The sequence below is a fragment of the Methylobacterium sp. J-118 genome (assembly GCF_057836565.1).
On the sequence record NZ_JBYQFA010000001.1, the window covers coordinates 3835500 to 3857145 of the forward strand.

The window sequence follows — 21646 nt, forward strand, 5'->3', positions numbered from 1 at the left end:
AAAGCGGGCTCTCCGTTCCCGGCCGCCCGCGCTGGCATAGCGCCGCGTGTCGCTCGAGCGCCGGGAGGCGACTCGGATCAGCGCCGGGTCAGACTGATACGGTCCGGCCAAGCTCGACACGCAACGCCCCCTGTAACGCGATCGACTTCCACGGACAGGGCCCGACACTAGTCTGGGCCGAACACGACGACGCCGAGCGGCGGCGCGATCCGGCCGACAGCCCGGCGCGATAGGGGGAGACGACACGGTGGGATTGAACCTCACGCAGAAGCTCGTCCAGTCGCACCTCGTCCAGGGCGACCTCAGGCCGGGCAGCGAGATCGCGCTTCGGATCGACCAGACCCTCCTGCAGGACGTGCTCGGCGGCCTCGTCATGCTGGAGCTCGAAGCGATGGGCGTCGAGCGGGTCAAGGTCGGGCTCGCGGCGCAGTACATCGACCACAACCTCGTTCAGAACGACCAGCTCAACGCCGACGAGCACATGTTCCTGCGCTCGGCCTGCCGCCGCTTCGGCGTCTGGTACTCGCGGCCCGGCAACGGCATCAGCCATCCCGTCCACATGCAGAGCTTCGGCAAGCCGGGTCAGACCCTGGTCGGCTCCGACAGCCATACGCCCGCGGCCGGATCACTGGGCATGCTCGCCTTCGGGGCGGGCGGCGTCGAAGTCGCGCTCGCCATGGCGGGGGAGCCGCTGCAGCTGCGCATGCCCCGGGTCTGGGGGGTGAAGCTCACCGGGACGCTGCCCGATTGGGTCAGCGCCAAGGACGTGATCCTGACGCTGCTCGGCCGTCACGGCGTCGAGGGCGGCTTCGGCCGGATCATCGAGTATTACGGGCCGGGCCTGGATTGCCTGACCGCCTTGGACCGGCACGTCATCGCCAACATGGGCGCCGAGATGGGCGCCACCACGAGCGTCTTCCCCTCCGATGCGTCGACGAAGGCCTTCCTCGACGGGGTCGGCAGAAGCGGCGACTGGACGCCCCTCGGCCCGGACGCGGATGCGGGCTACGACGACCACGAGGAGGTCGACCTGTCGTCCCTCGTGCCGATGATCGCCAGACCGTCGAGCCCCGGCAACGTCGTCCCCGTCTCGGAGGTCGCCGGCACCGAGATCTACCAGGCCTATATCGGGTCCTCGGCCAATCCGGGGTTTCGGGATTTTGCCGTGGCGGCCGCCATCGTGAAGGGCCGCAACACCCACGACCGGGTCTCGTTCGACATCAACCCCTCGACCCGGGTCGTGCTCGAAACCCTGATCCGGGATGGGCAGCTCTCCGACCTGATCCACGCCGGCGCCCGAGTCCATCAGGCCGGCTGCAACGGCTGCATCGGCATGGGCCAGGCTCCGGCCTCCGGGCGCAACTCCCTGCGCACGGTGCCGCGCAATTTCCCCGGGCGCTCCGGTACCCGCGAGGACAGCGTGTTCCTGTGCAGCCCGGAGACGGCCGCGGCCTCGGCGCTGACGGGATACATCACCGACCCGCGCACGCTGGACATGCCCTATCCGCGGATCGCGCCGCCCGGGATGGTGCCGGGCAACACCACCATGCTGGTGGCGCCGCTTCCGGAGGCGGAGGCCCGCGCCGTCCGCCTGGAGAAGTCCGAGAACATCACCACGCTGCCCGATCTCGGCAAGCTCGGGGCCGACATCCGCGTGCCGGTGATGCTGAAGACCGGCGACGACATCTCCACCGACGACATCATGCCGGCGGGCGCGCGGGTGATGCCCTACTGGTCGAACATCCCCAAGACGAGCGACTTCACCTTCGAGCCGATCGACGACACCTATCCGCGGCGGGCCAAGCAGGGCGGCGCGGCGCGGTCGGGCCACGCCATCGTCGGCGGCCTGAACTACGGGCAGGGATCGAGCCGCGAGAACGCGGCGCTCGCCCCGCGCTATCTGGGTCTGGAGACCGTGCTGGCGAAGAGCTTCGCGCGGATCCACTGGCAAAACCTCGTCAACTTCGGCGTGCTGCCGCTGACCTTCCAGGACCCGTCCGACTACGACCGGCTGGAACTCGGCGACACCGTGGAGATCGCCGGCATCGCCGAGGCGCTGGCGGCCGGCCCGACGATCACGGCGACGATCCGCGGGGGCCGGCAGACGATCCGGCTGCGGCATGACCTGTCGCCGCGTCAGATCGAGATCCTGCTCGCCGGCGGCGTCATCGCGTGGCTGCGCGGACGGATCCAGGCCGAGCCCGCCCGGACCGTTGCCTGAAGCGCGGGGACCTGTCAGGGGGCGCGGGGCGACAGAGCGGTGCGGGCCATTATCGTCGTCGGGAGGATGGCATGAGTTCGGGCGAGGCGCTGCTGCGCGAGGACGCCGATGCACCGTGGCACGCCGGTCTGACCCGGCGGCACTGGCGCATCCTGTGGGGCAGCTATCTCGGCTGGATCTTCGACGGCTACGAGGCGGTGGCCCTTGTCTACGCCCTGAGACCGGCGCTAAACACGATCCTGAACCCCGAACAGGCCCAGGCACCGGCCTACTATGTGGGCCTCGCCATCGGGATCACGCTGCTCGGCTGGGGGCTGGGCGGTCTGATCGGCGGGATCGCGGCCGATTATATCGGGCGCAAGCGCATGATGATGCTGTCGATCCTAGGCTACGCGATCTTCACCGGGATGACGGCCTTCGCGGAGAGCTTCACGCAGCTCGCGGTCCTGCGCTTCATCACCGGCCTCGCCATCGGCTCGGAATGGTCCACCGGTATCGCGCTCGTGGCCGAGACCTGGCCGAATCGGGCGCGACCGAAGGGATGCGGCTTCCTGCAGTCCGGCTTCGGCGGCGGTGCGGTGCTCGCCGCCATCGTGTGGGCCGTGCTGGCGGCCACCAACCCGCTGGGGGAGCAATCCTGGCGCATCCTGTTCGCGCTCGGCGCGCTGCCCGCCTTCGTCTGCCTGTACCTCCGGCGGGCCCTCGACGAATCCGAGCAGTGGCTGCAGGCGCTGAAGGCGCAGCGCTGGTCCGCCACGGCCGACGATTCGGGGCAGGCGCCCCGTGGCGCGCAGCGCCCGTTCACCCTGGCCGAGATCTTCCGCGAGCCGGAGAGCCGGCGCCGGGTGCTGCTGGCCACCGCGATGTCCTTCGCCACGACGGTCGGCTGGTGGGCGGTCTCGTCCTGGCTGCCGGCCTATACCGAGGGGCTGGCCAAAGCGGCGGGCGAGCCGGCCAATGTCTGGGGCCCGCGCATGGGCATCATCTATAACCTGGGCGCGATCACCGCCTACGTGATCTCGGGCTTCGTGGCCGACGCGCTCGGGCGCCGCGCCTTCCTCGTCGTCACCTATATCGGCTGCATCGCGACGTCGCTCGCATGCTATCTCTGGAGCGGCGGTCTAGTGCCCTTCATGGGCCTTGCCTTCCTGAACGGGTTCTTCACCCTGGGCTTCGCCTTCTCGTGGATGGCGATCTATCTCGTGGAACTGTTCACCCCCGCCGTGCGGGCGACCGCTGCCAGCTTCGTGTTCAACGGGGCCCGGCTGATCGCCTGGATCTTCCCGATCATCGCCGGGCAGATCGTGACCTCGTTCGGCGGCGTCGCCGCCGCGGCCCTGGCGATGTCCAGCGTCTACGGGATCGGCCTGATCGTGCCGTGGTTCATGCCGGAGACCACGGGAAAACCGCTGCCCGAGTAGGTCGGCGGAACCAGCGGCGTCGAGACCTTCGAAGATTGGAATGTGCGATCTGGCGATTATGCCGCGCGCGTCGGACGCTTCAGGCGACACCAACCGTCTGCGGTGATCCGTTCTGAGCCAAACAAATGGTTGGGTCAGCCGTTCGACGACTTCAGAAGGCCGGGATGTTCGGTGGCTGGGGGACCTGGATTCGAACCAGGACTAGAGGAGTCAGAGTCCACCGTTCTACCGTTAAACTATCCCCCAATCGGCCATCAGCCGGACCACGCCGTCCTGGGAACGGCATCGAACCGGCAGCGCTGCTTTCGGCGGCGTCAGGCGTGGGCGGTGGGATAGGCGGAATGGCTGCGCAGGTCAACCGGTCCGTCGCCGGTTGACGCGGCATCGTTCGCGGCCGTAACCGTGGGGTCGCGGGTGCCGCCAGGAAGGGTGGCCGAGTGGTTTAAGGCAGCGGTCTTGAAAACCGCCGTGGGGGCAACTCCACCGTGGGTTCGAATCCCACCCCTTCCGCCAGCGCGCGTTGACCGCACTGGGAAATTCAGCGCCGGCAGCGTTCTACCCCTCCATCTGCCCCACCAACTGACGGGAATCGATGGCCAAAGAGATCCCATCCGTCGGCGACCTGCGCCGGAAATCCGAGGTGACGGACGACGAGATCACCGCCGCGACCGCCGCCTTCCTGAAGGACGAGAACGCCGAACCGTTCGTCTTCCAGTCCGGCCATCGGGTCGACGTGGCCAAGGCGATCGAGATGCACCCGCAGGCCAAGAAGCTGCTGGCCGATGAGGCGACGTCGCCGAGCATGCGTCGCACGATGGTGAGAACCGCTATCATCATGGGCTTCCCGGTGCAGTGGTGACGCTCGACGACGCCGACCCGGTCCGTGAGGCCGTCGAAGCTCTTCGAGCACTCGGCCGCCAGGTCGAGCCATGGAGCGACGATTTCGCCCTGTGGCTGGTCGACGGAGGGTCGCTTACCGACAGCGACCTTTTGGCTTTGGCTATCCGGCTGGGCCTGATGGACTCCCCCGGCGGCCTGCAATAGCCGGGCGCCATGCCCACCGAGCCGCACGCCCCGGTCCGCGGACGCTACCTCGAAGCTCTACGCGCCGTCGCGGTCAACCGGGGCGGCCTCCGGCTCGACGCCTATCCGACCGCCATGCCGGTGCTACAAGAGCTCGGCTTTGTCGAGCAGCGTGCGACCCGAGGCTGGACCGGTCGGCACGCCTGGCACCTGACAAGGGCGGGGCGGGATCTTCTGTCTATCCTCGGGATCCGTGAGGGCGTCGAGCCATGACCATCAAAAGTCAAGCGTAAGCCACCGGCAGCTCGCCGACCTGCGTCGTGTAGCGCGGCGTGCGCATCTCGAACTTCGTGCTCCAGTCCCGCCGGCTCACCAGCCCGGCGCGGGCCGGCACCACCGCGCCCCGGCCCCAGCGCGCATTGCACGCATCCATCGCCGCCATCAGCGGCTCGGATCGCGCGCGGTCCAGCGCGCCGATCAGCGCCCGCGGGCTGTGCGACAGCGGCACTAGGTCGTTGGTGACGATCCCCGCCTTCGAGTAGCGCCACGGCCGCTCCCCCGGCTCGCGCCAGGTCTTGGCCACCCCGTGCCGCGCCGCCTTGATCAGCGCCAGCGTGTCGGAGGTGTGCTCGGGCAGGCTCACGGTCGTCGAGACCGAGCGCATCGGCGCGTCCCGGTCGTGCTCGCTCGTGTGGTAGAATACCGTGACGTGGTCGGTGCCCAGCCCCTCCCGCCGCAGCTTCTCGCCGAGCCGCGTCGCGTGGGCGGCCACGGCCTCCTCCAGCACCGCCCGCTCGGTGATCCGGGCGGAGAACGAGCGGGTCACCGCGCAGCCCTTCCTGCGCGCCGGCACCAGCTCCAGCGGCAGACAGGCCAGCCCGCGCAACTCGTGGATGATCCGCTCGCCCACCACGGTCAGCCCCTTGCGCACCGGTCGCGGATCGAGGTCGCGCAGGTCCGCCACGCTCTCGACGCCCATCGCCTGGAGCTTGGCCAGAGAGGCCCGGCCGATGCCCCAGACCTCGGCGACGTCGATCCGGCACAGCCAGTGCGCGTAGGCAGCCGGATCGGTCAGGTCGCACACGCCCTGCAGGTCGGGCACGGTCTTGGCGATGTGGTTGGCGAGCTTGGCCAGCGTCTTGGTCGGGCCGATGCCGACGCAGGTCGGGATTCCCGTCCAGGCCCGCACCGTGGCGCGCAGGTCCCGGGCGAGCGCGACCCGGAGCGACGGCGCCACGTCGGTGAGGTTCAAGAAGCTCTCGTCGATGGAGTAGATCTCCACCTGCGGGCTGAACTGCCGGTAGACCGCGTTGGTGCGCCCCGACATGTCGCCGTAGAGCGTGTAGTTCGAGGAGAACACCCGCACGCCGCGCGCCCGGCACAGGTCGCGGATCTTGAAGTACGGATCGCCCATCTTGATGCCGAGCGCCTTGGCCTCGGCCGTGCGGGCGATGGCGCAGCCGTCGTTGTTCGAGAGCACGATCACCGGGACAGTTGCGAGCCTCGGGTCGAACACGCGCTCGCACGAGCAGTAGAAGCTGTTGCCGTCGATCAGCGCCACGGCGCGGCCGCCGCCGATCCGGTCGCGGCGGCGGGCCTCGGGCGTGCTCACGACGCCTGCCCGCGGGCGACGTGCCAGCGGATCGAGAAGCGGACCACGCCCCAGATCGCGCCCTCGCCGAGTTCCTCGACCGCGAAGGCCGGGAGATCCGGGTTGCAGAAGGCGAGGCGTGCGGCGTTGCCCTCGATCACGAGGCGCTTGCACGACATCTGGCCGTCGATCGCCGCCACGACGATGCTGCCGTGGCCGGGGGTGAGGCTGCGGTCGACGCAGGCGAGGTCGCGGTCGTAGATGCCGGCGCCCTCCATGGACGAGCCGGCGATGCGCCAGAGGAAGGTCGCGGGCGGGTTCGGCACGAGCCAGCGCGGCAGTTCGAGGGCGCCCTCCAGGAAGTCGTCGGCTGGGCTCGGGAAGCCGGCGCACAGGGCCTGGCCGATCAGCGGCACGCGGACGGCGTCGGGGCTGTCGACCAGCAGCGCGTCGATCCGGTTTAGGTGCACCCGCGGCTCCGGCCCGTTGGAACGAATGCAGAACAAAGCCGATGCGCGCTGGGGGTTCAATCCGCCGGCCGGATGTTTTTCCGCGACCGGTGGACGAATGTGAATTGAGCGGGAAAACGCCAGCCGGCGTATGGGCTTGGTAACCAATCGCGGCCGTGAATAAATCGAGCCGCAGGCGCAGGGGCGGCTCATGCAGGAGGCGGACATGGCGATGAAGACGGCGTTCGTGGTCCAGCCGTTCGAGCTGCACCGGAAGCGGCTGCGGCCAGCCCGGCAGGAGGCGGCATCGACGGAGAGCGGCGCGCTGAAGAAGGCCGAGAACCTGGCCAAGCGCATGCCGGGAGCGGCGGCGCTTAAAGTGGTGGCCGACGACGAGACCGGAGAGCTGGAGGGTGTGACGATCCTCGGCCAGTGGGGCGAGATCCCGGACGACTTCGCCGAGAGCCTGCAGGGCGGTTAGGGATCAGCGCGAAGTCGCTAAGGGTACTGCGGTCGATCTCAGATCAACCCGCCGTCGGGCCCGCCCGTGAGCGAGCGACCCGCGCGCGTGACCAAATTCGCGAACGCCAGGGCGGCGGCCGATGCCTGCGTCTTCGAGGGAAAGGTCCGGTCCGATCCGAGGACCGTCATCTGAGCCCCGTCGAGCAGCACCCAGGTCCACAGGTGTCGGCTGGTGGAGCGGATCTCGAAGTGCATGGCCAGTTCGCGATGTGGGACATGCCCGCATCATGAGTTGGGGAAAGGGCTGCCGCGTTAATGGCCTGTCCAGCGCAACAACCTGTGTCGGCTAAGTTCGGGTCTGCCCCCGACATCCTCGAAAATCACAGCCTGAATCAGCCGCGAGCCCAGGCGGCGAACTCCCAAACGGGTGGCCCCCAGGTCTGACCTGGATTCGTCCGGTAGCCCGAGAAGCGAGCGAACATGATCCGGTCGGCTTCGACACCGATGACGGTGGCGCTGTTTACCATCAGCGCGCCAACATAATCTACGCGCAGGAAGCCGTGCTCCGGGTGGACGCCGAAGAGCTGCGGCGCCGTCCAGCCAAGCCGGTGCGCCTCGGCGCCGAATTGATCGATGAAGGCAAGGGCGTTCGCCCGGATAGGGGGCCACTTCGTCGGCAGGAGATACCGGCAGGGCGAGGAGTGCTCGGACAGGCGCTCGATCTGGTCGCGCCAGGTGGCGACGGCGGGCGGAAGGTCGGCGGGGGCGGGAGTGGCGGGCATGCCGGCGGCGGTACCGCGCAGCCCTTAACGAAGCCGCTTCGCCGCTCGTCACGCAGCCCCACCCCGATCCGCTCAGGGGGCTGGGGTGGCCTGCTCAGGTAGGATGAGCCACGACGAACGAACGCTCCAAGCCGTGCGGCGACAAACGAAGCCGAATGGCCTCAGCCATCAAGCGTCCGCAATTCCCGTAACCTTCCTCGCCCGCCGAACTTTCGTAGGCTTCTCGGCTGGGCTACCAGCCTTCATCTGACCGTCGGTCTCCACTGCCTCGGAGATGGTCTCGACGACGTCCGCTGCCTTTGGAGCCGCCTTCCGGCGCTGCTGTCCCAGGCCAAGACTCTTGGCGAGCGCCGATCGCTGCTCCGAGTAGCTGGCAGCCGTCGTGGGATAGTCCCGCGGCAGCCCGTACCGAACTCGATACTCGTCTATCGTCAGGCCATTTTTGGTCAGATGCCGCTTCAGCGTCTTGTACGGCTTACCGTCGATGAAGCTAATCAAGGTTTCGGGCCGGATCGACTTCCGAATCTGGGCCAGCGACGGCTTATCGACCGATGCTTCTGTGGGCTCACTCGGCTGCCCCAGTCCGACGACTGCGGCATGCACATTGGCCAGCAAGGCAGGCACCTCCGCAGGGGAAACGCGATTGTTCGAGACATAGGCTGACACGATGTCTGCCGTTAGACCCACAAAGTCCAACTCACCATCCTCAAGACTTTGAACTTCCGCTTCCACCATACACCTCGCGCGTGAACCGACGCAGCCACGTCCGACGCCCCGTTAGTTCATCGCTGCAAAATCGGAAAGACCATCAATCGCAGTTGATCAATAAAATCGTGGATATTCCGCAGAAGGACTTCAGTGCGGCGGACCGTCGTAATCAGGGTCGCAATTGCCTGCCGCGTGTTCGCCCACCTAAACCATCGCGAGGTCCACACCCGTCTCGTCAGCATGCACACACGGCAATTCGGCCTTCGAGAACCAATTTGCGGATCTCGGTATTGATTGCGCGCAATCGATGTTGCAATGCGAGGCGTCGACGAAGTAAGACACTCGCGATACCCACGTTCAAAGGAAAAATAAAAATGCCGGAAGAGACCGCGGGGCATACCCCCAACTTGATCGAGTTGGCTGGCGCTATCGTTGCCGCCTACGTATCGAATAATTCTGTGCCGGGCGCTGAGCTGCCGAACCTCATCCACAGCGTGTACACCGCCATCGGCGCACTAACTTCGGGTAGCGCTTCGATCACCTCAGCTGAACTTGAGATTGACCGGCCGAGCGCGGCCCAGATCCGCAAGTCGGTCCGCCCCGACGGGATCGTCAGCTTCCTCGACGGCAAGACCTACAAGACGCTCAAGCGCCACCTGACCAGCCACGGGCTCGACCCGCGCGGCTACCGCGATCGCTATGGCCTGCCGGCCGATTACCCCATGGTCGCCCCTGCTTACGCCGAGCGGCGCTCCGCGCTGGCTAAGGCGATCGGCCTCGGCCAGCCGGGCGCCGTGGCCGAACGCGAGCCGGCAAGGCGTCGGAAAGCAGCCTAAAGTCCGAAGCTTCGCGCGTAGCGATAGCGCGCCCCGCCCCGATCTGCTCACGGGGCGGGGGAGCGTCCGATCTTGCTCGCGTGAGTGGAGCCGATACGCAACGCGGCCCGCGCGAGATGCACCTGTGGCAGATAGACCGGCGGCTGCCGCGACGGGATCAATCGACCAGGCGGCCCCTTCTCCCTCGCATGAACCGCTTCGCACTCATCGGCATCTTCGCAGCCCTCTTCGCCGGGATCCTGGCCATCGGGGGGACTTGGTCATACGTGACGAGCATCAGCCCAGCCGTCGGGCCCGACACGAGCTCGACGCCGAACCCTACGGCGCAGCGGAAGCAGCCATAGGTCATACGCAGAGCTCATAGAAAAACCCGCCGCGGCGAACCGGGCGGGCTCAGATGGATCGCACACAGGTAATGCGTCGACTGTCACGGTGAGCGGTGCGTAAGGCAGAAGTAAGCCCGCTGTGGTGGGCTGGGCGGGCTGAGTTCAGGGCGTCGCCCCGAATGGCGACCGAGCATAAATACATCACGATGCCAAAGCAGAAAGCAGTGTTTTAATGATCGGCTAGCCGAGCAACCTTGACGCGCGCCGTTGAGTTTGCACGCTCGGCTTCCAAGCGGGCTAAACTTAAAACGCGCTGACGGCCCGGATTATCCCCGATCTGCGACCATAGGCGCAGGAGGTTCGTAAGACCTTCGATGTCGCTCTCGGTCCGTGCCGCCGAAAACGCCTCCACAGGCAGGTCAAGGAGTTGAGCGATTTTCGCCAGCGTTAAGCTGGCCGTACTGGGAGCGGTCGTGGCGGCTGACATGCTGATAAACGCCACGGGGTGTCTTTAGACCCATGAAGACAATTCAATACTTTGTGAACCAATGGATCTTGCGGGGTCTAGTTGTGGCGGCACAATAGGCCGGTTTAAAACGAAATTTCCAATGTATGTTAAGACACTGGCCGATCGATCAGTCCACCATTGTCCGATCAGCGACAATTAAATACGGGCGTCGGTGGCTGGAAGTTGCGCGCGCTCCCGCCCTGGCAGGCGGAGAGTTATGTGCCACGTTACTTTATTGCCACGTCTGATCATATCGATATCATGGACGAAGAGGGTGTCCATCTTGCCGACCTCTCTGCTCTCCGAGACTTACTTCGCAGTACATTAATTACAATCTTGAAAGATGAGGGCGAGCAAACGGGCGTCAATGAGTTCCTCGCCGAGGCTTATGATGAAACAGGCAAGCTGGTGATGACCGCGCGAGCTCATTTCTCCATAACAGATCAGTAAGTATGCTGCGTTCCATCCAAAAGAAGCCCCGCACTGCGGCTGCCGGCGGGGCTGGGCGGCGAGCAGGCTGGTCGCGCTCGGCCGCGCCGGCAGGTGTGCGAGGCGCGAGCGCGGGTACGCCGCGGCCGGCGCGGCGATCGCCAGGGTCGCGACGACCGCCGCCAGGACGCGGGGCGCCATCAGCGCGCGTCCGCCATGCGGTGCCCGGCTGGCACGACCTCGACCCGCACCCGGGCGAGGCCGCAGGCGCCGAGCGCCCGACACGAGCCGGTCGACAGGTCGATCAGCCGGCCGAGCCGCTTGTGCGGGCCCCGGTCGTTGACCCGGACGACGATGCTCCGGCCGGTGGCAAGGTGGGTTACGCGGAGCCGGGTGTTGAACGGGACATCCCAGATCGCCGCCGTCCGCCCCATCGGTCGGAAGCGCTCGCCGTTGGCGGTCCGGCCGCTCGGGTTGATCCGGAAGATCTCCCGGCCATAGGTCGAGGCGATCCCCTCCCAGGCCCGGGCCGGCGGGGATGCGGACAGCAGCGCGCAAACGACTGCGGCCCGCAGCGCGAGGCGCTGCAGGAGCATGATGGATCTCCGAAACGAGACGTGGAAAGCGGGGACGGCCGCGCTGCCGCACCGATCCGATCAGCGTTCGGCGCGTTCCGGTGAAGGTGACCGGAGGCGACGATGTCGGCGTGGGTGGTTCGTCAGTGGCAGGTCCAGCGCGATCGGGTCGCGCTGGGGATCATCATCGCGGGCGCGCTGGCGAACGTGGCGATGCTCGGCGCCGTCGGCTTCGGCGTCCTGTACGAGGTCGGCCGCAGCATCGGGCTGACCTACGAGCGGCTCGGATAGCGGCGTAAGGCTTGGTCGGATCCGATCACGTCGCCGTCAGGTGACGCGACCGTGAGACGCGCTGGTCGGGGCGATAAGTCAGAACAGTTCCAGTGTTCTGTGAGCCGAGGGCCGCCGTGTCCGATCTACCCGTTGACCCGAAGGACGTGGCGCTCGCCACACTCACCAATCTGATCCGGCTGATGGGCGCCGAGCTGGTGGCGGGGCGCCACCGCGACGACCTAGACCAGTTCGAGACGGCCGTGCGGAACCGGCTCGCCTCCGGACCGGCGCCCGCTTGCTCCACTGAGGTTGCCGAGGCCGGGCTACAGCTCGCCGGGCGCTGCATCGAGCAGGCGCTCGCTCAAGTGCGGGCGCAGGCTCAAGTCGCCCAGGCCGGTGATCTTGAGAAGGGGGGCCCTCAGGAGGGAGGCGCGGGACCGATCCTGCACTGATCTCACCCGCTCAGGTCAGATCACCCGCTCCCGGCTTGGTGTGCGGGGAGCGGATGGGGTTAGCCACGCCTACCTGAGGAACCCTTACGGGCCACTCGGAAGCTGCCCCGAGTGCAATCACCCGATCTCGGCTAGCGAGCCGGACTCGAACCGGCGTAAAATGCAAAATCTCTTTGTGAGGTGTACCCGAACCCCAACCTTGGGCCAGCAGATGGTGGGGTCAGCGCAGCAGTCCGCTCCTGGCTTTCAAATAGATCGGCGCGAGGTAGGAGTATCCGAGGTCCGTCGGATGGATGCCATCCGCATAGAGTGTGCTGTTGCTTGGGGCCGAAGCGGCACCCATCGTCGGGTCGGCGGCAATGTCGGCTATGGCGTCCCACTGGCCCGCCGTTCCGTAAGCCCCCCCACTATTGGCCCGAACGAGCGCGTTGTACGCGGCGATGGCGCTGGTCTGGCTGGCGTTCGCATCACCGCGCGGCAAGACTGTCGCGCAGACCACGCGGAAGCCTGTCGCGTGTGCCAACGCGAGGTACTGTGTCAGGTTGGCATAGGTGGCCGCCGCCGTCGCGTTGTTGGCAACAAGGTCATTCGTCCCCATCGAGGTTGACAGGATGTTGTTCTTGGCCTTCGCGTTGTAAAGCGGAGCCACGTAGGTCGGGTAGTCAGCTAGACGCTGCGTCGAGGTCGATCCCCAAAAGGCTGTGACGAACTCACGGGTTGCATCGGCGAAGAGGTTCAGCTCTTTGCGCGGCCGGTTCTGGAGCGCAATGCCTTTAAAGCCCTCGGTGATGCTGTCGCCGTCCGCGACGTTCACGTCCTGCACCTGCGGAAAGTGCGGGAACAGGCGGACGAGCGAGGCCCGCAGGTTGATCGCCTCGATGGCGCTTAGGCCGCGGCCATAAACGATCAGCGATGAGATCTCGGACTGGCCATTGGCGACGACTGTTCCCGACGAGTTGACGGCCCGGCCGATGAAGCCGCTGGCCATCGTGTTCGGACCCTGTGCTGCGAAAGCCGCAGCGTTGTTGCCCCAGTAGACTGCCTGCCCGGATGCGCCAGAGGTCCAGCCCGCGACTGCCTCTGACATGCTCGGCGGCGAGACGCTGTAGGGCGACCCATACCAGTAGGAGGCATTGATGCCGGTCGAGAAGGGTCCAGCGCCGAACGAGAAGGTCTGTGGGAAGCTGGCGTGGCTCAACTGGACGAAGCCGGCCGTGCGCCGGTTGGTGTAGGAGCGCCCCACGAAGAACACGCTGTCCGCGTTGCCCGTCACGGTTAGACCGGAGGGCAGCGTCAGGTACTTCTCGACCGTCGTTAGGGTCGGGTTGATCACGCTGTCGAAGACGATCGACGGCGCGCCGCCCGTCAGGATGTCGGCGCGGACGACCGGCTGGTTGGCGGCCGTCGTCTGGACGGCATCGAGGCCGGCCCCGCTCTGATCGTACCACCTGGAGACGTAGCCCAGCCCGCCGCCCGTCACCTTGGCGAGGGTGGCGAGGTCCGGCTCACCATTGATGAACTTGATCGTGGTGGGTGTGCCGCCAGCGGCGGCGGCCACGTCGATCCAGTTGCCGTTCAGCCATGCCACGTTGAGAGCGCGCGAGCCGTAGCAGGCGGCCGGCGTGACGACGACATCGCAAGGAAGCCCGCGCGCGGCGGCGACAGGCATCCAGACGGCTTGTCCCGCCGAGACCTGCAGGGCCTGATAGACGGTGCCGCTGCAGAGCCAGAGATTGCCGACCGAGTAGCCGGCGGTCAGATCATCCAGCGCGGTCGGGGCGCGCTGCGCGACTGACTGAGAGGGGCGCGCGGCGATCACGGCCGCCAGCGTTGTGACCAGGCCGTTCGGCAGCGCGATCGGCGAGTTGATCGTGAACGGCGGTGATTTGGCCATGGGTCATCGCTCCCCCGCAGCGCATCCGCGCGGGCGGTCAGGGTTGTCGGGCGGGGCGAAAGAGGGGTGGCGGGCGCCTTACGCGCCCGTCTTCACCAGGGCCGTTTGGAGGCTCACTGAGCGCAGGTAGATGTCGCCGATCGGCAGGCCGGCAGCGAAGTCTTCGCCGCCGCCAACGCCCTCACCAAAAGTGTCGGTCGGGGCGGCCGACCCCGCGGCTACGGCGGTCCACTCGATGTCGTAGGCCGATGGTGCCGGGGCTCCGACGATGCCGATGCGCAGGCCCTTGGTTGCGGTCGTCGTGGTGGTGACCTTCTGCCAGGACGCGGTGAGCGCGCCGGAGAACGCGGTCGTAAAGGTCAGGGGCACCCGCTGGACCGGCACGGGCTGGGCTGCCGGCGCCCCCACCCGCACGCTCTTCGCTGCATTCGCCGCCGCGATCAGCACGGTGGCCGAGCCGGAGGTGAAGGCAGTCATCTGCGCCTGCAGGTGGGTGAGGCCGCCGCAGGCGAACTCCCACTGGCCGTTGCCGGCGGTCGAGCCGACCGCCGCTCCGCCCGCGTAGGGGATGAGGCTGACTGGGAAGTAGCTCGCCCCGCCGTCGACCGAGGCGAGCCATGCCACCGTACCGGCCCAGGCGCCGGAGAGCTGCACCACTGCGGTGCTCATCCCGTCGAGGGCCAGCGTGACGGGGTTGCCGACCGCTGCGAGTGGCCCCGTGGCGGTGACGCGCGGGGCGTTCGAGCGGGTCGCGACCTGGACGATGCCGGCTGAGACGGCGCCGGCCAGCGTCCCGAGATAGCCGAGCGAGCGCTTGAACAGGGCGATGAAGCCGAACGTGCCAGCGCCCGAAGTCGCGGCTGCGTCGGTGGTCAGGCCGAAGTTGGTCGCGAACGGGCCGTCCGAGGACAGCACCACCGGAAGGGACTGCGCGCCTGCCTTCTGCCCGAGCGAGGCGGGGAGCTGAGCGGCGCTAACTGGGATGGCGTTCCCGGCATCGTTGCTGATCTCGACGCTGCCCGGGATCGTGACGTTGCCCGAGATGACGATGCTCTCGCCGCCGATATCGACCGGGATCTTGCCGTTGGCCAGCGCCGGCAGCTTCGCGTAGATCGCCGACAGCCAGCCGCGGATGCCGACGGCGCCCGCCGGCGGGGTGACGCCGGTCGCGTCGGTGCCGTCCTGGGCGAGGCCGGTTAGCGTGCCGGCGGCGAGCCCAACGGTGCCATCGACGGTGAGCGGGCCGGAGCCATCGGTCACCGTGACCGTGCCCTGGACTGTGAGGGTCCCCGACAGCTTCGCGTAGATGCCGGACAACCAGCCGCGCAGGCCCGCGCCGCCGGTGGGCGGGGTGACGCCAGTGGCGTCAGCGCCGTCGAGGGCGGGGATGACGCCGGCCGCGTAGAGCGGGGCGCCCGCCGCGTCCGAGGGGGCCGACTGCGGGACACGCTTGGGAACGCCATTGCCATCGGCGCCGAGGTCGACCTCGGCGTAGCTGACGGGCAGGCCCAGCGCGTTCTTGAACTGCGTGAAGAGCGACGCCATCGGTCAGCCTCTGAGGGTGCGAGGTTGGATCCCGGCCATGGCGGGCCGGGTGAAGTCGAAGGACGGCGGGGTGAGCACGTCGATCAGCGTGTTGGCGGCGGCGAGCTGCGCCTGAAGCAGCGCGACCTGCTGGTCCGTGTAGGCGGTGTCGACCGGGCCCTGCGGCCCGACCTGGAGTGCCGTCAGCGTGGCGCTGCCCCCCGGTTGCCCGGCGGCGAGCACCGCCTGGAACCCGCCGCCCGCCGCCAGCACCCCGGGCGCATCCGTTCCGGGCAGCACGAGCACCGAGGAGCGGTTGAGCCATTCGTCCCGGGTCGAGCCCGCCGTCGTGCGGTGGACGTCGAAGAACACGGTCACGGGCCCGGGCAGGCCGTTCGGCCCGATGGCGGACCAGCCGCCGCGGGCCGCCTCCGGCACGCCGATCAGCAGGTAGCTCGTGAGCGGGACGCCGCCGGGCCCGGTGGTGTCCGCCGTCCACGTGATCGAGCCGTTGGCGCTGTCGAGCACGGCGGCCGGCGCCCCGCCGAACGAGCCCGTCATCGTGGCGGTGAGCCGGGATCCGGTGAGGTTCAGCGCGGGCTTGAGCGGGACGACGAGCGACCAGTCCGCCGTGTCGATGACGGTGGTGGCCATGCGGGGAGACCTCGTTCAGGCGCGGGGGTGCGGTCGGGGCGCGGTGGGGCGCTCTGGAATTAGGTCGGGATTGGTGAGCTATGGCACCGGAGACTGTGCGAGGACCAATCTAGGTGGCAGCCGCTCGACGCTGTGCGCTAATCGTGCGAGACACGCTCGCATGACTGATTTTAATATTGATCATCACGATGCCGCTCAGGCTGGCGCGCACTCTGAGCAGTTTTGGGCGACGCGGGAGTACGCCAATTCAGCATACATCGAGGGGTACTGGAACACGCGCGTGAAGCTCGCTCACACGGAGATCGCTAAATCTATCGCTACCCTCGACGCACAGCGGGTGCTTGAAATCGGCGCGCACTGCGGCCCGAACCTTTGGGCCATCGGCCAGCAGCGTCCGTTCGACTGGCTTGTAGGCGTCGATATCTCACCGTTCGTCGTAGAGGAGGGGCAGCGGCTGCTCGCGCAGAACCTGACAGTGCCCCACGCGCTCCACCTCACGAACGGGGACGACCTGCCATTTCCTGACGACGCCTTCGATGTCGTCCTGGCGAGCGTCACACTGACCTGCGTCGGGCCGAACAAGATCGAGCGCGTGTTGCGCGAGATGTGCCGCGTCAGTCGGGGATATCTCGTGCTCGCGGAGCCCTATGACGGCACCGATGAGGCCGCGACGTTTGACGGCCGCATCGATCCCTATCCCAACACGACCTACTGGATCAGGAACTACGCCGGCCTCGTCGGCAGGCTCTATCCCGGATCCGAAGAGATCGCGCTGACGCGCCTGGACGAAGCCGACTGGCAAGGGCACCTCGACAGCGTGCAGACGATTCGCCTGTCGAAGGGCTGAGTGTCACATTCGCGGCGATGGCGGCCCAGAGCCGGCAGAAGGCGATGGCCGCCGGTGGCGTAGTTCTCGCCCTCACGGCTCACCCATCAAGGTGAAGCTGCCAGTAAAGTTGCCGGAGCTGGCGAGCAGGCGCAGGAGCGCGGCCCGGGCCATCGCGCCCGTCGTCCCCCCCGTGTACTCGACCCCCGACTGGAACAGGTTGCGGGGCGAGCCGTCGTAGAAGTAGCTCTGCCCCAGCATCTCCGGGTTCGAGCCCGTGGCCCCGGGCCAGATCAGGAAGTCGAGGATGCCCTTGGTCGCCTGTCCGCTGTCGGTCGCGGCGAGCAGGATGTAGCCGAACGTGTCGGTCATCGCCCGACCCTGGATCGTTGTGCCGAAGGACTGGGTGCGCTGGCTGATGTAGTCGGACGCGCCCGCCTTCACCCCGCCGGCGTCACCGAACCGGACGCCGAAGCTCGCGCCGGAGGTGGCCAGCGCGACGTTCGCGCCTCTCAGGCGGAACCGGGAGTAGCCGGCCGGCAGGACGAGATCCACGGTCCCGACCGCGGTGGCGACGAGCCCGGTCGTCGTGCCGTCCACGAGGATCGGGGCGCGCTCGATCCAGTCGGTGACGTAGGCGCTCGCGCCGATCTGGAGGAGACGCGCCCGCTGGTAGGGAAACAGCGCCGTGGCGCCGTTCGTCACCCCGTCGAGCGTGGCGCCCGCTGGCACGGCGAGGGTGACGAGGCCGGCGGCCGTGTTGGCGTTCTTGATCGACCCGGTGCGCCAGCCCGCCCCGCCGTTGGGCGCGGTGAGGGTCGGCGAGCCCGTCAGCAGCGCCGGGCGGTCGAAATCGGTGACGGCCAGCGGCGTGTTGGCCGACGTGACGAGCGGCACTTGTTTCAGGTTGGCCAGGGACTGGCCGACGCTCGCCACGTCGGAGAGGTTGTTCGCGGCGAGCAGGGCGCCAGGCGCCTGGCCCGGGGCCGCGATCTGGGCCCAGCTGGTCCCGTCGAAGGCCGACCCCGACGTGTGGCTCGTCGTGCAGACGTAGCAGCCGCCACCGTAGGTGACGCAGCCCGACCACGCCCTGGCCGGTCACGCTCCCGTCCGGATCGGTGACGGTGAGGTAGCTCAGCCCGCCGGCGAGGCCGGTGACCTGGACGACGTGAACGCCTTGCTCGGCGCCGGCATCGAAGCCGGCGAGCCCGAGGCTGCCGTTGCCGACGTTGGCCGAGCCGGGGACGACGCCGCCGGCGCCCGACTGTCCGATGATGGGCAGACCGTCGAGCCACGCGCTGTTCTGCGCGGTCAGGAAGTCCTGCCGCTGCGCCTGGATCTGGGCGAGGCTCGACATGCACCGACACGCCCGGGCGCATGTTGGCGGTGTTGATCTCGCCCGGGTGGCTCGGATTGAGCCACAGCCCGATGCGGCGGTCGAACTCGCCCAGCCCCACGCCGAGGCGGGAGTGCTCCAGCTCCTCGGTGCCGGGGTGGCCATCGCTGCCGTAGACCCCGTCACGCCACTGGTCGATGAAGTCACCCTCCAGCAGCTGGAGCTGCAGGGGCACGCGCCGGCGATCGTCGAGCGGCCGGTCGATGAAGCGCAGGACGCTCTCGCCCGACTCGATCATGCCGCGCACGGCCAGCGCCTGCATGCCGTAGAAACCGAGCTGGCCGGTGACGTCGGCGTACCGCTCGAAGTCGCCCCAGAGGTTCTCCAGGCGGCGGTCGAACCGGTCCGAGCCGGTGTCGGGCACGGGCGTGATGCCCGCGCCCACCGTGTGGGCGGTCATCACGTCGAGCATGCGCGCGGCGTACGGCGTGTTGCGCGCGAGCTCGCGAGCGCGGCTACGCAGGGGCCGCAGCGCTCCCTGAAGCTCGGCGTTGGCCGAGGTGTTCAATCCCTTGAACGAGGACGCGCGCCGTCCGACGGAGGCGCCTTCGTAGATGCGCAGCGCGTGGCGGGCGCGGGCCCGGGACAGCGCCGCGCGCGGCGCCACCCAGCCGATCGCGCGGTCGAGGGCGTTCATCGTGGCGATCCGCTACCAGCCCGAGCGAAGGATGCCGTCAGCCGAGATCCCGCCCGGGAAGCCGCGGTCGTGTGCCACCAGGATCGTCGCGGACTTCTGCGGGTCCAGGCCGAGCGCACGCCGAATGATGGAGCGCACGCGCAGCATCTCGTCGAGCGAGCGATAGGTGGCCCGGTTGGTCTCTTTGCGGGCCAGCGCCTCGATCTCGGGGGCGCTGTCCATCGTCGTGGCGCGGGCGGCGATCTTGGCCGCCATGTTCGACAAGCCGGTCCGGAGGACCTGGCAGAACGTCGCCAAGTCGGCGATCGCATCGTGCCGGGAGACGACGGACTTCAGCGCCTCGTCCGCGCCGATCTCGGCGACCACCGCGTTGGCCACCGCGCGCCGGCAATCGGCGTCCTCACGCCGGGATTTGCTGCTGTCGTCGCCGGCGCTCATCGCCACGTTCTCGACGGCGCGCTGGATCTTCCAGTCGATCACGGCCGCGGAGTCGAACTGGTACTCCACGCCGTTGCTGCCGCGCTCGACGTACGGGCACCCCTTCTCGACCCAGGTCGAGATGGTGTTGGTGCTGACGGCGAAGATCTTCGCGAGCTCGGTGCGGTTGAGCAGCCGACCGTCGATCGCGCCGGACATCAACAACAACCCCGGTTTTGAAAATTTCAGAGACGGTGAACCACCGGGGTCCGAATTCCCCTCACCGCCGCCCCCCTCCCGGAAGGACCCGGGCTTTTTGCCCCGGGGTGGGTGATCCGCCCAGGCGGGGCCGAAGTGGTTCGGATGCCTCTCGGGCCGGCTGCACGGGCCGCTGGCGGCCGTCGGGACCTCAGCCCTTCCGGCGTACGTCGTTGACGACGAACCGCTCCCAGGCCGCCCGGAAATGCTTCCGGTAGGCGACGGGCACCACGGCGCCCGCCTTCTCATAGTAGGGGAAGCGCTTTTTGTAGCTGACCCCCTTCACGAACAGGAAGATGGGGACCGCGAACTTGTCCTTCTGCAAGTAGATCCCGTCGGGCGCCTTCCCGTGGTTCCGGAAGACGACGTACTCGACGTTCCGCCCGGCATTGCGGCGCTTCGAGCGCGCCGTGGTGTTCTGGTGGCGGTCGGACTGGGCGCCGAGCGCCGAGCACATGCGGGTGATGAAGGCGCCCGACACGTTGCCGTTGCCGTCCCGCGGGCAGCGTGTGCTGGGCACTGCGAACTCGCCCGCGAGCATCAGGCCCTTGCGGATCGCCGGCGGAAGCCAGGCGCGCGGATTCGCTCGTCAGCAGCTCGGCATAGAGCCGGCGGCGCATGGGGGGACCGAAGGAGCGGTGGGCCGCGATCTCAGGCGGATAGGCGAGCGCCAGGGCGGCGATCGCGCGCACTTCCGCCGCCCGCTGCATCAGGACCCCGGTGGGATCTGCGCCGAGGCTGACCACGAGTTCGGCGAGGTCAGATGGCAGGAAGGGGTCGAGCGGATGGGCGCGCTCGATGGCGGCCCCGACTCCGGGGATGCCGGAGCCGCGAAGCTGAGAGGCCATCCGCCCGATCGCCGCCGACATGCGATCGTCCGCGCGCACGCCAAGCATCATCGCGTGGGCTCGGTCGAGCGCGGACGCGGGCCGGACGCCGGCGGCCGCGGCGAGCGGTGTGGCGGCAACCAGCCCGAGGAGCCGGCGGCGGTGCGGATTCGCGCTCATGGCGATACCGCCGCGGCCGCGGCCGCCCCGCGCTCGGCCGCGGCCAGAATCCACGCCCCGGCGACTATCAACGCGCCGCCGAGCACGTGCGTCGGCGAGATCGCCAACGGCTGGATCGCGGATCCAGGGATTCGGCACAGCAGGAGCGTGAACAGCAGGGCCGCGAAGCCGGGACGCACGGCGCGCAGTACCAGTCGTCGCCCGGGAAGCCGCGGCAGGCGTTCCGGGTGCTACCGCAGGCGTTGCAGACATGCGGGGCGGGATTCACGCCTCGGCGGCCCAGCGCTGTGAGCGGGGCGGCCATCAGGCAAATCCCCGCTTCACCGCCGGATGCTGCGCTCGCTCCTGAAGGCGCCCCTCGCGCCGGGCCGACCAGCGCAGGGCGACGATCAGCACCAGGTCGACCGGCGTCGTGATCAGGGCGGCGAAGCTCGGGTGCACCATGATCGCGGTGACCACGATCACGGCGATCAGGAGCCAGAACGAGGGGGAGCGGGCGGCCACGGTGGATTCAGTTCTTCGGCTGGGCGAAGACGATGAACGTCGAGTTGCCCAGGCTCTTGTCCGCGGCGTTCGGCATCCCGTGGTAGCTCGCGACGATCCCGGTCGCCTCGACCCCACCCTTGCAGTAGGTGTTGAAGCCCTCGGTCGGCACGAGGCTGACGGTCCACTTCGGCAAGGTCCCCGGGACGTTCGTCGTCTTTTTGCCCTTGATGTACGGGCTCATCCCGACGAGGAAGTAGCCGCGGCAGGTCACCGAGCTCAGGTCCTCACCGGTGGCGTTGACGACGTAGACCGCGTCCTTGCCGACGATCGGGGCCGGGTTCACGATTCGCGTGGCGAGTTGGACCCACTTGTCGGCCGGCAGCTTGGTCAACGGATCGACCGTGCTGATGTCGAGGGTGAGCTGCGCCCGGGCGGGACCAGCGAGCGTCAGCGCGGAGAGGACGGCGAGGGCGGCGAACGGGGCGCGCATG

General features: G+C 68.2%; 27 protein-coding genes and 2 tRNA genes. 13 read left to right on the plus strand and 16 right to left on the minus strand.

Annotated features, from left to right (window positions below):
- The first annotated feature begins 247 nt into the window (after positions 1–247).
- On the plus strand, positions 248–2221 hold the full coding sequence (locus tag AC3IF3_RS18480; RefSeq protein WP_489229803.1) for an aconitate hydratase: 1974 nt from the start codon (positions 248–250) through the stop codon (positions 2219–2221).
- A gap of 71 nt (positions 2222–2292) precedes the next feature.
- Positions 2293–3642 carry an MFS transporter gene (locus AC3IF3_RS18485; RefSeq protein WP_489229804.1) on the plus strand — a complete coding sequence of 450 codons (1350 nt, stop codon included), beginning with the start codon at positions 2293–2295 and terminating at the stop codon, positions 3640–3642.
- Between the two features lie 172 nt (positions 3643–3814).
- Here AC3IF3_RS18485 and AC3IF3_RS18490 read toward each other — a convergent pair.
- Positions 3815–3888, minus strand: a tRNA-Gln gene (locus AC3IF3_RS18490).
- A 177-nt stretch (positions 3889–4065) separates the two neighbouring features.
- Here AC3IF3_RS18490 and AC3IF3_RS18495 point away from each other — a divergent pair.
- The 4 genes from AC3IF3_RS18495 (at position 4066) to AC3IF3_RS18510 (ending at position 4938) form a co-directional block, all read left to right on the plus strand.
- Positions 4066–4155: transfer RNA gene (locus AC3IF3_RS18495), tRNA-Ser, on the plus strand.
- Positions 4156–4234: 79 nt separating this feature from the next.
- Positions 4235–4501 carry a hypothetical protein gene (locus AC3IF3_RS18500; protein ID WP_489229805.1) on the plus strand — a complete coding sequence of 89 codons (267 nt, stop codon included), beginning with the start codon at positions 4235–4237 and terminating at the stop codon, positions 4499–4501.
- Positions 4498–4686: a hypothetical protein gene (locus tag AC3IF3_RS18505; protein WP_489229806.1), complete on the plus strand. Its 189-nt coding sequence runs from the start codon at positions 4498–4500 to the stop codon at positions 4684–4686. Before AC3IF3_RS18500 ends, AC3IF3_RS18505 begins: the two co-directional genes overlap by 4 nt.
- Positions 4687–4695: 9 nt before the next feature.
- Positions 4696–4938: a hypothetical protein gene (locus tag AC3IF3_RS18510; RefSeq protein WP_489229807.1), complete on the plus strand. Its 243-nt coding sequence runs from the start codon at positions 4696–4698 to the stop codon at positions 4936–4938.
- A gap of 10 nt (positions 4939–4948) precedes the next feature.
- Here the strand turns inward: AC3IF3_RS18510 and AC3IF3_RS18515 are convergent, their stop codons facing one another.
- Both AC3IF3_RS18515 and AC3IF3_RS18520 read right to left on the minus strand, forming a co-directional pair.
- The gene (locus AC3IF3_RS18515) at positions 4949–6277 is read right to left on the minus strand and encodes a Y-family DNA polymerase (RefSeq protein ID WP_489229808.1); all 1329 of its coding nucleotides are present in this window, start codon (positions 6275–6277) and stop codon (positions 4949–4951) included.
- Entirely contained in the window at positions 6274–6726 is a 453-nt protein-coding gene (locus AC3IF3_RS18520; RefSeq protein ID WP_489229809.1) for a LexA family protein, read from the minus strand. Before AC3IF3_RS18520 ends, AC3IF3_RS18515 begins: the two co-directional genes overlap by 4 nt.
- Positions 6727–6931: 205 nt before the next feature.
- Between AC3IF3_RS18520 and AC3IF3_RS18525 the strand changes: the two genes are divergently transcribed.
- Positions 6932–7186 (plus strand): hypothetical protein, encoded by a 255-nt coding sequence (locus tag AC3IF3_RS18525; RefSeq protein ID WP_243967694.1) that lies wholly within the window; start codon positions 6932–6934, stop codon positions 7184–7186.
- Between the two features lie 38 nt (positions 7187–7224).
- Here AC3IF3_RS18525 and AC3IF3_RS18530 read toward each other — a convergent pair whose 3' ends face one another.
- The 3 genes from AC3IF3_RS18530 to AC3IF3_RS18540 form a co-directional block, all read right to left on the minus strand.
- The gene (locus tag AC3IF3_RS18530) at positions 7225–7422 is read right to left on the minus strand and encodes a hypothetical protein (protein ID WP_489229810.1); all 198 of its coding nucleotides are present in this window, start codon (positions 7420–7422) and stop codon (positions 7225–7227) included.
- 137 nt (positions 7423–7559) lie between these two features.
- On the minus strand, positions 7560–7949 hold the full coding sequence (locus tag AC3IF3_RS18535) for a hypothetical protein (RefSeq protein WP_489229811.1): 390 nt from the start codon (positions 7947–7949) through the stop codon (positions 7560–7562).
- 168 nt (positions 7950–8117) lie between these two features.
- Positions 8118–8684 carry a Ros/MucR family transcriptional regulator gene (locus AC3IF3_RS18540; protein ID WP_489229812.1) on the minus strand — a complete coding sequence of 189 codons (567 nt, stop codon included), beginning with the start codon at positions 8682–8684 and terminating at the stop codon, positions 8118–8120.
- Between the two features lie 347 nt (positions 8685–9031).
- Here AC3IF3_RS18540 and AC3IF3_RS18545 point away from each other — a divergent pair, with 347 nt between their 5' ends.
- Together AC3IF3_RS18545 and AC3IF3_RS18550 are read left to right on the plus strand one after the other, a co-directional pair.
- Positions 9032–9493 (plus strand): Ros/MucR family transcriptional regulator, encoded by a 462-nt coding sequence (locus AC3IF3_RS18545; protein ID WP_489229813.1) that lies wholly within the window; start codon positions 9032–9034, stop codon positions 9491–9493.
- 972 nt (positions 9494–10465) lie between these two features.
- A complete protein-coding gene (locus tag AC3IF3_RS18550) occupies positions 10466–10777 on the plus strand; it encodes a DUF6894 family protein (protein WP_489229814.1) in 312 nt (103 codons plus the stop codon).
- Positions 10778–10956: 179 nt separating this feature from the next.
- Here AC3IF3_RS18550 and AC3IF3_RS18555 read toward each other — a convergent pair whose 3' ends face one another.
- Positions 10957–11352, minus strand: a complete 396-nt coding sequence (locus AC3IF3_RS18555) for a septal ring lytic transglycosylase RlpA family protein (protein WP_489229815.1) — start codon at positions 11350–11352, stop codon at positions 10957–10959.
- A 102-nt stretch (positions 11353–11454) separates the two neighbouring features.
- Between AC3IF3_RS18555 and AC3IF3_RS18560 the strand changes: the two genes are divergently transcribed.
- Together AC3IF3_RS18560 and AC3IF3_RS18565 are read left to right on the plus strand one after the other, a co-directional pair.
- The gene (locus AC3IF3_RS18560) at positions 11455–11622 is read left to right on the plus strand and encodes a hypothetical protein (RefSeq protein WP_489218025.1); all 168 of its coding nucleotides are present in this window, start codon (positions 11455–11457) and stop codon (positions 11620–11622) included.
- Positions 11623–11738: 116 nt separating this feature from the next.
- Positions 11739–12056, plus strand: coding sequence for a hypothetical protein (locus AC3IF3_RS18565; RefSeq protein WP_489229816.1), 318 nt, complete (start codon positions 11739–11741; stop codon positions 12054–12056).
- A 220-nt stretch (positions 12057–12276) separates the two neighbouring features.
- Here AC3IF3_RS18565 and AC3IF3_RS18570 read toward each other — a convergent pair whose 3' ends face one another.
- The 3 genes from AC3IF3_RS18570 to AC3IF3_RS18580 form a co-directional block, all read right to left on the minus strand.
- On the minus strand, positions 12277–13950 hold the full coding sequence (locus AC3IF3_RS18570; protein ID WP_489229817.1) for an SGNH/GDSL hydrolase family protein: 1674 nt from the start codon (positions 13948–13950) through the stop codon (positions 12277–12279).
- Between the two features lie 78 nt (positions 13951–14028).
- Positions 14029–15495 carry a hypothetical protein gene (locus tag AC3IF3_RS18575; protein WP_489229818.1) on the minus strand — a complete coding sequence of 489 codons (1467 nt, stop codon included), beginning with the start codon at positions 15493–15495 and terminating at the stop codon, positions 14029–14031.
- Positions 15496–15498: 3 nt separating this feature from the next.
- Complete coding sequence (locus tag AC3IF3_RS18580; RefSeq protein WP_489229819.1) at positions 15499–16128, minus strand: hypothetical protein; 630 nt, start codon at positions 16126–16128, stop codon at positions 15499–15501.
- A gap of 160 nt (positions 16129–16288) precedes the next feature.
- Here AC3IF3_RS18580 and AC3IF3_RS18585 point away from each other — a divergent pair, with 160 nt between their 5' ends.
- A complete protein-coding gene (locus AC3IF3_RS18585; protein WP_489229820.1) occupies positions 16289–16975 on the plus strand; it encodes a methyltransferase domain-containing protein in 687 nt (228 codons plus the stop codon).
- Between the two features lie 72 nt (positions 16976–17047).
- On the opposite strand, the gene AC3IF3_RS18590 is transcribed toward AC3IF3_RS18585, so the two are convergent.
- From AC3IF3_RS18590 to AC3IF3_RS18605, 4 genes are all read right to left on the minus strand, one after another.
- Positions 17048–17890: a hypothetical protein gene (locus AC3IF3_RS18590; protein WP_489229821.1), complete on the minus strand. Its 843-nt coding sequence runs from the start codon at positions 17888–17890 to the stop codon at positions 17048–17050.
- A complete protein-coding gene (locus AC3IF3_RS18595; RefSeq protein WP_489229822.1) occupies positions 17857–18987 on the minus strand; it encodes a phage portal protein in 1131 nt (376 codons plus the stop codon). Before AC3IF3_RS18595 ends, AC3IF3_RS18590 begins: the two co-directional genes overlap by 34 nt.
- Positions 18988–18999: 12 nt before the next feature.
- On the minus strand, positions 19000–19623 hold the full coding sequence (locus AC3IF3_RS18600; RefSeq protein ID WP_489229823.1) for a terminase small subunit: 624 nt from the start codon (positions 19621–19623) through the stop codon (positions 19000–19002).
- A gap of 190 nt (positions 19624–19813) precedes the next feature.
- Positions 19814–20182, minus strand: a complete 369-nt coding sequence (locus AC3IF3_RS18605; protein ID WP_489229824.1) for a hypothetical protein — start codon at positions 20180–20182, stop codon at positions 19814–19816.
- A gap of 28 nt (positions 20183–20210) precedes the next feature.
- Here AC3IF3_RS18605 and AC3IF3_RS18610 point away from each other — a divergent pair, with 28 nt between their 5' ends.
- On the plus strand, positions 20211–20960 hold the full coding sequence (locus tag AC3IF3_RS18610) for a hypothetical protein (RefSeq protein WP_489229825.1): 750 nt from the start codon (positions 20211–20213) through the stop codon (positions 20958–20960).
- Positions 20961–20972: 12 nt separating this feature from the next.
- On the opposite strand, the gene AC3IF3_RS18615 is transcribed toward AC3IF3_RS18610, so the two are convergent.
- On the minus strand, positions 20973–21173 hold the full coding sequence (locus tag AC3IF3_RS18615) for a hypothetical protein (RefSeq protein WP_489229826.1): 201 nt from the start codon (positions 21171–21173) through the stop codon (positions 20973–20975).
- 7 nt (positions 21174–21180) lie between these two features.
- The gene (locus tag AC3IF3_RS18620; protein WP_489229827.1) at positions 21181–21645 is read right to left on the minus strand and encodes a hypothetical protein; all 465 of its coding nucleotides are present in this window, start codon (positions 21643–21645) and stop codon (positions 21181–21183) included.
- Position 21646: the final 1 nt, after the last annotated feature.

Excerpts from the sequence above, each read along its gene's own strand:
- AC3IF3_RS18485 (WP_489229804.1), top strand. The coding sequence starts at position 2,293 with ATGAGTTCGGGCGAGGCGCTGCTGCGCGAGGACGCCGATGCACCGTGG.
- AC3IF3_RS18500 (WP_489229805.1), top strand. The coding sequence starts at position 4,235 with ATGGCCAAAGAGATCCCATCCGTCGGCGACCTGCGCCGGAAATCCGAG.
- AC3IF3_RS18510 (WP_489229807.1), top strand. The coding sequence starts at position 4,696 with ATGCCCACCGAGCCGCACGCCCCGGTCCGCGGACGCTACCTCGAAGCT.
- AC3IF3_RS18525 (WP_243967694.1), top strand. The coding sequence starts at position 6,932 with ATGGCGATGAAGACGGCGTTCGTGGTCCAGCCGTTCGAGCTGCACCGG.
- AC3IF3_RS18530 (WP_489229810.1), bottom strand. The coding sequence starts at position 7,422 with ATGCACTTCGAGATCCGCTCCACCAGCCGACACCTGTGGACCTGGGTG.
- AC3IF3_RS18535 (WP_489229811.1), bottom strand. The coding sequence starts at position 7,949 with ATGCCCGCCACTCCCGCCCCCGCCGACCTTCCGCCCGCCGTCGCCACC.
- AC3IF3_RS18540 (WP_489229812.1), bottom strand. The coding sequence starts at position 8,684 with ATGGTGGAAGCGGAAGTTCAAAGTCTTGAGGATGGTGAGTTGGACTTT.
- AC3IF3_RS18545 (WP_489229813.1), top strand. The coding sequence starts at position 9,032 with ATGCCGGAAGAGACCGCGGGGCATACCCCCAACTTGATCGAGTTGGCT.
- AC3IF3_RS18555 (WP_489229815.1), bottom strand. The coding sequence starts at position 11,352 with ATGCTCCTGCAGCGCCTCGCGCTGCGGGCCGCAGTCGTTTGCGCGCTG.
- AC3IF3_RS18560 (WP_489218025.1), top strand. The coding sequence starts at position 11,455 with ATGTCGGCGTGGGTGGTTCGTCAGTGGCAGGTCCAGCGCGATCGGGTC.
- AC3IF3_RS18570 (WP_489229817.1), bottom strand. The coding sequence starts at position 13,950 with ATGGCCAAATCACCGCCGTTCACGATCAACTCGCCGATCGCGCTGCCG.
- AC3IF3_RS18575 (WP_489229818.1), bottom strand. The coding sequence starts at position 15,495 with ATGGCGTCGCTCTTCACGCAGTTCAAGAACGCGCTGGGCCTGCCCGTC.
- AC3IF3_RS18580 (WP_489229819.1), bottom strand. The coding sequence starts at position 16,128 with ATGGCCACCACCGTCATCGACACGGCGGACTGGTCGCTCGTCGTCCCG.
- AC3IF3_RS18585 (WP_489229820.1), top strand. The coding sequence starts at position 16,289 with ATGACTGATTTTAATATTGATCATCACGATGCCGCTCAGGCTGGCGCG.
- AC3IF3_RS18595 (WP_489229822.1), bottom strand. The coding sequence starts at position 18,987 with ATGAACGCCCTCGACCGCGCGATCGGCTGGGTGGCGCCGCGCGCGGCG.
- AC3IF3_RS18600 (WP_489229823.1), bottom strand. The coding sequence starts at position 19,623 with ATGTCCGGCGCGATCGACGGTCGGCTGCTCAACCGCACCGAGCTCGCG.
- AC3IF3_RS18620 (WP_489229827.1), bottom strand. The coding sequence starts at position 21,645 with ATGCGCGCCCCGTTCGCCGCCCTCGCCGTCCTCTCCGCGCTGACGCTC.